Here is a 9,313-nt window from a genome sequence, read left to right as displayed (position 1 = left end):
AAACACCGGCGGGGGGCCCACCCCCCGCGGCCCGGGCCGGCGGGCCCACGACCGCGCCGCCACCGAATCCCGCTGCCCCCCAGGGCGCGACGACGCAGTTGCCCCAACCCCCGCCCGCCGCCGCACCACCACCCGCCGAGGAGCCGGGCCCCGACCTCGACGCGCTCGCCGAACTGGCCCCGGCCGCGCTCTCGGCCGGGGCGATGGCCATGACGATGTTGCCGATGCTGGCGTCCGCACTGTCCGGACTCAACGGCGGCGGCTCGAACGGGCAGACGGGAACGGGCGGCTCGACCGGAACCGGCGGCGCGGGGACGGGCGGCGCGGCCGCCGGTGGGAACGGGCAGCTCTCCCCCGAAGCGCAGCACGCGATCGCGGTGCTCAAGAAACTGCAATCGGTCTACGGCGAGGGCGACCCGCTCAGCCCGAAGACGAAACAACTCGCCGACGAAGCCGGATCCCGGCCGACCGGAACCGGATCCACGGCGAAGGCGGTGAAGCTGCGCCGTCTCTACCAGCGCACCGTGTCCACCGCATTCAATAATCTGGACAATCAACTCGTCCGCTATATGAAAAGCCTCGCGGGCAATCACTCGCTCGACAAGGCCGCCGTCAACAAGCTGCTGCGTGAAGTCGATGTCGCCCTCGCGGAACTCGGGCCCGCCGCCTACACCAAAGAGGGTCAGATGCGCGTGCACCAGATCCTCACCGTGGCCGTGCAGAAAGCCGAGAAGATCGTCACGGGCGGACACGCATCCTCGTCCGCGACCACCGCGCAGATCAACGAACTCACCAAGCAGTACATCTACAACCTGGCAGGCCAGAACTACACGCCCAAGGCCCTCTCCGTCTCCGGTGGTGGGTCACCGGCAGCCCAGCGAGCGATCCAGGAGGCGCTGGCCCAGGTCGGCGATCCGTACGTCTGGGGCGCCGAGGGGCCGAATTCCTTCGACTGTTCCGGGCTCATGCAATACGCCGCGCGATCGGCCGGTGTCAATATCCCGCGCGTCGCGGCGGACCAGTACCGCCAGCTGCCGAAGGTCCGGCCTCAGGATATTCAGCCGGGCGACCTGATCTTCCCCGCGGCACAGTACAACGGCGGCAATCCCGGCCACGTGATGATGTACATCGGCAACGGAAAATGCGTCGAGGCGCCGCACGCCGGTGCCAATGTCCAGGTGACGTCCCTACCGGGCAGCTATTACGCCAGCCGCTGGACGAGCTGACCCTCTCGCGGCGTCAATAACCCACGTACGACCCACCCGCGCGCATCTGCGCGATACCCGGCACGTCGCTCACCGAGCCGTAGCGCGCGATGGAATACCGCACCCCGGCGATGATGTTGTCGACCGGATTCCAGATGTCGCGGTGACCGGGCAGCGCGTACGCGTTGAACGTGGGATCGATGGTCTGCATGAGCCCTTTCGACGGGTGGCCGGCGGCGGCGTTGCTGTCCCACAGATTGATCGCATGCGGATTACCGCTGGACTCGTGCTGAATGATCGCCGCGATGGCGGACGGATCGATCTGCCTGACGTCGTAGCCGTGCTGCTGCAGGATGTGCAACGCCTGGTTGATCCACACGCCGGTATTGCCCGACGGAAGTCCCGACGGCGGTCCCCCCGCAGCGCCCGCGCGGCGCATCGTCTGCGGAGCGCGAGTCGGACTGGATTCGGAGACATACCGATTCGCGAGCGCGGTCACCTGTTCGGCCGTGACGGCGGTCGAGGCCTGTCCCTGTCCGAGCACCGACCCGGCACGATGCAGCGCGTTGCCGAGCGTCTCGATCACCTGGCGCTGCCCCGCCGCGGTGTTGGCGACCGGCCCCAGGGCGGTGAGCGCGGCATCGGTTTCGGCGATGATGGCCGCGACCGCCGCGCGACCGGCCGTCGTGTCGTCGGCGGCGCCGCCGAGCAGCCGGGACAGCTCCGCGTTGAGGTGACCCATCGCGTCGCCCTTTCCCGCGCGGCCCTGGTCTCCGGCCGTATAGCTCCGGCTCACGGCGTTGTCCCAGGCCACCGGCCCGGTAGGCGCATCGGAGGGCGGCAACAGCGGTGGTGCGTAGGGTTGCCCGGCCTGACCCGGCTCGCCGGAACCGTACTGGGCCGCGATGGCGACCAGCGCACCCATGGCCGCTGCCGCCATCGGCATGGACGCCGCGGCCGCGCCCGCGCCGTCTGCCGCCGAAGCGGCTGCGGCGGAAGGGGTTTGGGCGGGCGCCGAACCATTGTTCGTGGCGGCGGTGGTGTTCGACGCCGCGGCGGGCTTGGCCGCGGCGGACGCGGCGGGAGCCGGTGTGGGCGGGGTCCGCTTCCGTCCGTCGCGGTCGCGGCGCGGCTCGGCGACAGCGACGCTCGCGCGCGCGTCCGGCTGGTCGCCGCCTCTGGGATCAGGCCCCTCGCGCTCCGTAACCATCTGCCGCCTCGCCGTTCATCCGCCGTGGCGCCGTCTTCGCCGGCGTAACCGTGCGCCGTTCACGACACACCGCGCAGCACGCGCTTCACGCGCACGTCGGCGGTCGCCGGGACGAACTGCTCGACCGGTTGCCCCGTGCCGGGATCGACGGTGACCAGCTGTGTCCCGCCGACCGCGACACCGACCCGGGTAGGCGCGTTGTCCTGGAAATCCCAGAACACCAGATCGCCCGCCGACATCGCGGCCATCGCCACGCGCTGGCCGCACGCGGCCTGCCCGGCTACGGAGGCGGGCAGCGTCACCACGGTCGCGGCCTCGGCGCCGCCGGTGATGGCAGCGCAGCCACCCGGACCGAAACTGCCCTGAGCGGTTCCGCCCCCCGCCGCGGCCGCCGACCGGTCGCTGTCCTGGTCGGCCGTTCCACCGGCACCGCAGCGCCCGGTCACGGCGGCGGCCGACGCCTGCGCGATCACCGACCGAGCAAGGGCGGCATCACCGGATTCGCCGTTCGCGCCCTGGGCGGACCCACCGCCCTGCAGCCTGCCCAGCGCGAGTTGCCGCGCACACTCGGGGGCCGACCCGTCGTTGTACCCGCGCAACGGCGGCAGTTGATACGGCGCCGCCCGCATCGCCGTCAGGCAGGTGCGCTGCCAGGGGGACACGGATTTGTCGTCCGGCGCGACGGTAAGGCTCGCATAGGGATTCGTCGTCGGCGCCGCCGCCGACGGCGTCTGCGTCGGATACCGCGACTCGTCACCGCCCGGGACCGGCTCCGCGGTCCGGACGACCGCGGACTCGGGCCCGATCGCGCTGTCGCACTGGTAATGGAAGTCCGACGACAACGCCTCGGTGGTGCTGCCGGTCACCAGAACCACCAGCAACATGACGAGAATGATCACCACGACCACGAGGACGACGATCCACCCCCACGTGGGGATCAATGCCACCAGCATCGAAAGCATGATCACGCGATTGAGCATCGGGATCTACCTCAGCAATCTCGCCACATCGGAAAGTCCGCTGCGCCAGCGTGAATGGCTGGGGTTGCCCGAACTCGGCACCACCGACAGCGCCGGAGCTTTGGTGGATTCCGTCAATCGGTTCTGGGTCTGGATCGTCTCGTAGAGTTCGTTCCGGACGTTCCGCATTCGTTGCTGGTCGGTGACGTCGGCTATCAGGCCGCGACTTCTGTCGGCAACGAGTTCTTCCATATCCTTGGCGTGCTCGTTGACGACCCAGCGCCGCATGCGTTCCGCGTTCTCAGGGGTGAGATTGTTCAGCATCCGATGCTCCGCGCCGGTGATGTGGCCGCCGCGCAACAGCGCGTCCGCGGTGGAAGCCGGCCCTCCACCGGCGACGTCGTTCAACGACTTGATCATGTCGTCCTTGACGTCCCGGCCCACATTGCGACGCATGTAACGCTGCACGAATTCGGTCTGCGCACCAGCGTTCGTTCCGCCGTCCAGATCGATACCACCGCGTCTGGTGCGCCGGTAGACGCGGACAGCTTGGCGCAGGGTCGCGTAGTCGGCCGCGACCTCTTCCGCATCGATCCTGCCGAAGTTCTGTCCGGATTGAGCACGGTTCAGAAAGGCGATGGAGGAGTTCTGCGCGCGTTGGACGGAGGCGACCATGAGCGAGAGGTCGGCATCGGTGAAGGCCTCGTTCTTGCTCATCGTGTCGACAATCTGTCGGGAACGCGCCCCGTACAGCGCCATCTTCTCGTTCTTGCCGCCCGCACGGCGATGTGCGCCCATGACGTCGGCGACGGTGCCACCGGAATCCAGCACGCCCTGAACGCCCGCCGCGGTGCCGAGGATGGTGTCCATACCGCCGTAGACCTCGGCGTCCAAACCGTATTGCTGACCGACCTGCTGCCACTTCAGGTAGGACGAGTTGTACATGCCGTCCAGGCCACCCATCCGGGCCTCGTCCACCCAGACGCCACCTTGCGCCTTGGCCATCTGCGCCTTCAGCCGCGACTGCGGATGGAAGGAGCCGGGCAGCCCGCCCAGCAGCCATTCGGTCAGCGGCGAGTTCGCCACGGTGCTCACCGCGGCGAAGGTGGCCAGACCGTGCATGTGGTGATCGGTGCCGACCTGCCCCATACCGATGGCTCGGCCGCCACCACCGCCGCCACCGCCACCGCCACCTCGGGCCAGCGCACCCTGCGTGGCGAGCGCGAACCGGTTGGCGACCCAGTCGTTGCCGTGATCCAGGCTGCTGCTCAGTTTGTTCAACTGCATGATCGCGACGATCATCACCACGGCGCCGATGAAGAAGACCGCCATCTCCTGGCCCTGCGCCTGGCGGAACAGGTTGCCCAGGAACAACACATAGAAGCCCAGGAAAACGGTGTAGGCGGCCATCTTCCCGGCCGCGATGAATCCGTCGGCGACATTGCGGATCAGAAAGGTCTGGGTCGGGCCGTAGATGAATCCACCGGCCGCGAACCCGACGATCGCCATGAACCCGTGGTAGATCGCGTCCAGCGCCGCCTTGATGATCTTCAGCGCGAGATACACCGCGAACAACAACAGCACCCCGCCGCAGAGCAGCAGGATCAACCCCGCACCGATCTGGCTCACCGAGGCATTGCCGGCGGCGGCATACGCCGCGGCATCGCCACAGGCCTTCAGGCCGTTCTTGACCCGATCGTCGTTGCCGGAATTCATGCCCGCCGACCACATCGCCTCGCAACTGGGCCGTTGATCGACGATGTGACCGAAATTCCAGACCTGCAGCGGCCGCCGCGCGAAATTATCGGCGAGATCGGCCTGCATGGTCGCCACCAGTGCGGTGGGATCGGGATTCGACTTACCGTTGAGCCCCGCCGCCACCGTGATGCCGAGATTGCGCCCCTGCGCCAGCCACCCGTTGGAGCCCAGCACCTCGCCGAGCGGCTCGGCCAGGAACAGGGTGCCCACGATCGCGACCACGAGCATGGTGACGACCTGCAGCGTCGCCTTGGTATAGAAACCGCGACTCACGAAATACGCGACGAAGAAGGCGCCGACGGTCGCCGCCGTGATGAGCATCAGCGGAGTCGCGAGTTGCCCGGTCAGATTGACCGCCACACCGTGCAGCGCCGAGCTGAAGACATCGAGCCACCGGAAACTCAGCGCCCAGCCGATCAACCAGATCGAGGAGGTGACGAGCACACTCCAGCCCGCGAACTCCAGGTTGAGGATGATCGATATGCCCGTGTTCACCGGCTCGAACAGGCTGCCGTGATCGGTCACCAGCTGGTATCGCGACAGCGGCACACCGTTGGAATCGCGGATGTTCATCCAGCTCAAGCCGCTGTTGCCCGGCTCGGTATGACTTTCGGTATCGATAATCGTATTGGTCTGCGCCGTCGCGACGGCGCCGATGATCATCGGGAATACGAACAGCACCGACACGACCACCGTCGACCACACGGTCCACCAGCGCCGCCGGCTGACAGCGGTCCATCCGACGAACCGCCGCCACAGCTCCGAGGGACGCCAGCGGCGGCTGTCGAACAGGGCCAACTGCCAGGCCAGCAGCCTGTGTTCGTCCTCCATCCGGCGATCGAGACCGCCGATCGCGCTCATGACACGGCCTGCCGTTCCGGCACCATTTTCCGCATCACCTCGGGCGTACTACCGATCGCCTCGGCGCGGTCTTCGCGGGCGGGTCCGAGGATCTTCCCCCGGCCGATTCGGTTGAGCGCGTCCCGCATGAACATTTCACCGCGCCGTTCCTCGGGAACCTGCCGCCCCTGCCCGACCGGCGGCGACGTCTCCTCACGCAGCACCTGCAGCAGGAAGGGAGCCTCGGTCAGGTCCACGCCCAGCCATTCGAGGCTGTTGCGCGCCAGCGTTTCGTCGCGCTGCCGGAACACGAAGCGGTTCGGGATCAGGTTGTGCGCCGCGCCCTGGAAGTCGGTCGCCGGATCGTGCGACGCCAGCCCGATCGCGGCCAGGTGCTTACGTCCGTCACGGCTGAAGTCCGAGGTCACCGCGCCACCGACCTGAGTCTGGGTGAAGTGGTGCGCCTCGTCCCCGACGAGCAGACCGAACCGTCCGTTGTCGGTGAGGAACGCGTCCCGCGCCGCGACGCCCACCAGCTCGTACAGCGCGGTGCCCAGCCGTTTGGTCAGCGGCAGCCGGTTGTACAGGTGCGGGGTGGTGAGTTCCTCCGCGGACGGCAGCGTCAGATTGTGGCTGCGGACCACGGTGGCCGCGGCGTCCAGCCGCAGCGTGGGCAGCTTGGGATCGAACAGCACCGGCATCCGGTCCACGATGGTGCCCAGGCGGGCGGCCAGGTCGGAGTACTCCTCCCCGTACCGGCCCTCGTCCCGTATCCGGCGCACGACGTGGAACAGATCGAGCATGCTGCGGATGCCGTGTTCCTCGATGCCCTTCTGGCTCAGCAGGTTTCCCATCGCCGCGCCCGCGCCGCTGGTCGGCGAGAGATCCAGCAGCGGCAGGATCGAGTCCAGCGCACGCTCCCCCGCGACGCGCCGCGGGAACAGCCGCAACGGATCCAGGGAGACGGACGGATTGCTCAGATCGATCACGACGGCGTCATCGATGGACGACGCGAAATGCTCCCACTCCCCGACCTGACTGCGATCGATGGCAAGGAACTGCCCGCCCATATCGTGGACGAGCACCGCCATCAGTTTCAGGAAGTACGACTTGCCCGAGCCCAGTTCGCCGGTGACCGCGAACGATGCGGAAAGGTCGTGCAGGGCCGCTTCCATGATCCCGAAATGAATAGGCTCGAAATTCCCGGACAGCAGATTGACGCCGATCACCGGCCCGCTGTCGTCGCCGATCTGGCTCGTGGTGAACGGGACGAATCCGGCCCACATGTCCGACGGGACGATATGCGCGAAATCCTCGTACGCCCGTCGAGGCGGGCTGCCCGGAATCATCATCGACCACAGGTCGACCTGCGCGCCCAGCGGTGTGGTCATCTCGACCTGAAAACGCTTGTAGCGACGCTTGATCTTGTTCACCGCGTCCATCGTCGCGTCGTGCGACGGGCTGCCGACGGCGATCACGGTGGTGAACGAGACCTCGGATTCGCCGCCGTTGACCTCGAAGTGGTGGTTGTACTCGCCGAGCGTCTGCGCCTTCGACATCAATGTGTTCTGCGCGAAGGAGACCTCCTGGTCGCGCTGATCCATCTGTTCGCCGAGCCGCCGCAGATTCAACTCGTTGTTCTTGAGCACCTGCTCGGCGGGCTTGGTCGACACCCGGATGCCCCAGTCGACGGTGACGTCGTCGAAGCCCTCCAGCACCGCGAGGAACTCACTGCCCCCGGGAAAGGTCATGCCCGCGTAGGGGAACGAATGCGGCGTGATCATCGCCTGATACGAAGGCCAGTAATCGAATTCGGGCTGGACCACCTTGATCACGGGAACGAACGAGGGCCGCAGCCGCCGTTTGCTGTCGGACTGGGCGCCCTCGTCGAGCGCCGCGGAACGGAACACCGCCGCGGTCGCGTCGTCCAGGATGCCGGCCCGGGTCGGAGCGACCGGATCGCCGCCCGCGCCGCGCGACAGATAGTGCTCCCACAACCACTGGAACAACGACGCGGGCACCGGCGTCGGCTCGAAGTCGGCGCCGATCCGCGACAGGATCTCCTTGGCCTTCTGGTCGTACTGTTCGAGATCGCCCCGGGAGATCGCCGACGTGTCCACGGTCGTGGCACTCCCGCGCCACACTCGCGACAGACCGGAGATGGCGGAACCGGTGGTGCCCACCGGGATGGTGAGCAGGTGCAGCCGGGTCTGCGGCGAGATCGCACGCACCCGTTCATAGGAGGAGACGACCTCGAGGGCGTAATCCTCGCATTCGTCGAGATCGACGCCCTCGACCATTTTGCTCAGCACATCGAGCGTATTGAGCCGCGCCTGAATTCCCAACAGCAGCGAGCCACTGGGCAGATTGTTTATCAGCGCGTGGTGCGCGGCCTTCACATCGTATTTATCGCTCTCCTTACGGAGACCGTAGCCGAGGGGAGTAATGAAATAGGTCGCGGTGACGAGACCGGAATGCGTGAATTGGAGATTGCCCCGAATAGCCGCCGTGGGCTGTAGCTCCCGCTCGAATGCCATCAACCCTGCCCTTCAACCGATACGCCGCTCGGGCTCGACACCCGCTTGGACACGGCGCTCCATTTTTCGACAATGCTCGCCGCCGGCTCGTAGACGGTCGTCGGCGGTGCGGCCACCTCGACCGCGAGGCTTTCCCGGTCGGGAAGAATCACCACAACGCTCTCCTCGATGAACATGGTGTGCCGCGCGGACTCCTCGGACACCGGCATGCCGGACGCCGAGACGGGCTTGCGGATGACGAGCAACCGGCTCACCCACAGAATGCGCGAGCTCATCCGCACGCCCGTATAGGGCACCAAACCGAGGCCGAACACCGCGGCGATGGTCACGATCGTGCCGGTGATGAAGGTGACCGCGGGATTCAGCGGCAGTGTCATGGCGAACACCGAGGTGATCAGCATGAGCACCACGCCGCCCACCACCTGAGGCAAGGTATACGGCCCGAACGGCAGTTTCTGCCCGTTCTGTGCCTTGCCGACCATGGTCGGCACCCGTTTGACCGGGGTGTATACCTTGATCAGCTGGGTCAACGGTAACTCCCGATCGGGTGATCTGGCACCACGTTGTTGGCGTCGACGCGCGCATAGTTGATCAGGGTCGGCAGGATCCACAGCAGCACGGCGGCCAGGATCGCCGATCCGGCGACCATCAGGATCTTGCTCGGTGACAGTTTCGACTTCGCGCCCTCTGAGATCAGCAGGCCGATGCCGACGATGGCGATGATGATCATCCCGAGCCAGCGCACCGTTTCCAGGATGTACTCGAGGATGATGCCGAGTTGAGTGCCCATGTGACTGCCCTTTC

General features: G+C 67.0%; 7 protein-coding genes. 1 reads left to right on the top strand and 6 read right to left on the bottom strand.

Annotation, left to right across the window (positions count from 1 at the left end; translation table 11 throughout):
- Positions 1–1,226 (top strand): C40 family peptidase (locus QH470_RS11015; protein WP_280272208.1); only part of this gene is annotated, 1,226 nt, incomplete at its 5' end.
- A gap of 13 nt (positions 1,227–1,239) precedes the next feature.
- Here the strand turns inward: QH470_RS11015 and QH470_RS11010 are convergent.
- The 6 genes from QH470_RS11010 to QH470_RS10985 are packed head-to-tail and all read right to left on the bottom strand — an operon-like array spanning position 1,240 to position 9,299.
- Positions 1,240–2,415: a transglycosylase SLT domain-containing protein gene (locus tag QH470_RS11010; RefSeq protein ID WP_280272207.1), complete on the bottom strand. Its 1,176-nt coding sequence runs from the start codon at positions 2,413–2,415 to the stop codon at positions 1,240–1,242.
- Positions 2,416–2,474: 59 nt separating this feature from the next.
- A complete protein-coding gene (locus tag QH470_RS11005) occupies positions 2,475–3,395 on the bottom strand; it encodes an NlpC/P60 family protein (RefSeq protein ID WP_280272206.1) in 921 nt (306 codons plus the stop codon).
- A 6-nt stretch (positions 3,396–3,401) separates the two neighbouring features.
- Positions 3,402–5,993 carry a hypothetical protein gene (locus QH470_RS11000; RefSeq protein ID WP_280272205.1) on the bottom strand — a complete coding sequence of 864 codons (2,592 nt, stop codon included), beginning with the start codon at positions 5,991–5,993 and terminating at the stop codon, positions 3,402–3,404.
- Complete coding sequence (locus QH470_RS10995) at positions 5,990–8,509, bottom strand: ATP-binding protein (RefSeq protein ID WP_280272204.1); 2,520 nt, start codon at positions 8,507–8,509, stop codon at positions 5,990–5,992. The genes QH470_RS11000 and QH470_RS10995 overlap by 4 nt, the downstream gene beginning before the upstream one ends.
- Complete coding sequence (locus tag QH470_RS10990; protein ID WP_280272203.1) at positions 8,509–9,039, bottom strand: hypothetical protein; 531 nt, start codon at positions 9,037–9,039, stop codon at positions 8,509–8,511. Before QH470_RS10990 ends, QH470_RS10995 begins: the two co-directional genes overlap by 1 nt.
- A complete protein-coding gene (locus tag QH470_RS10985; protein WP_187684214.1) occupies positions 9,036–9,299 on the bottom strand; it encodes a hypothetical protein in 264 nt (87 codons plus the stop codon). Before QH470_RS10985 ends, QH470_RS10990 begins: the two co-directional genes overlap by 4 nt.
- Between the last annotated feature and the right edge of the window lie 14 nt (positions 9,300–9,313).

This window comes from Nocardia wallacei, assembly GCF_029868745.1.
GTDB classification, from domain to species: Bacteria; Actinomycetota; Actinomycetes; order Mycobacteriales; family Mycobacteriaceae; genus Nocardia; species Nocardia wallacei_B.
Note: the sequence above shows the minus strand (reverse complement) of the source record. Positions and strands in the feature narration are given on the sequence as shown.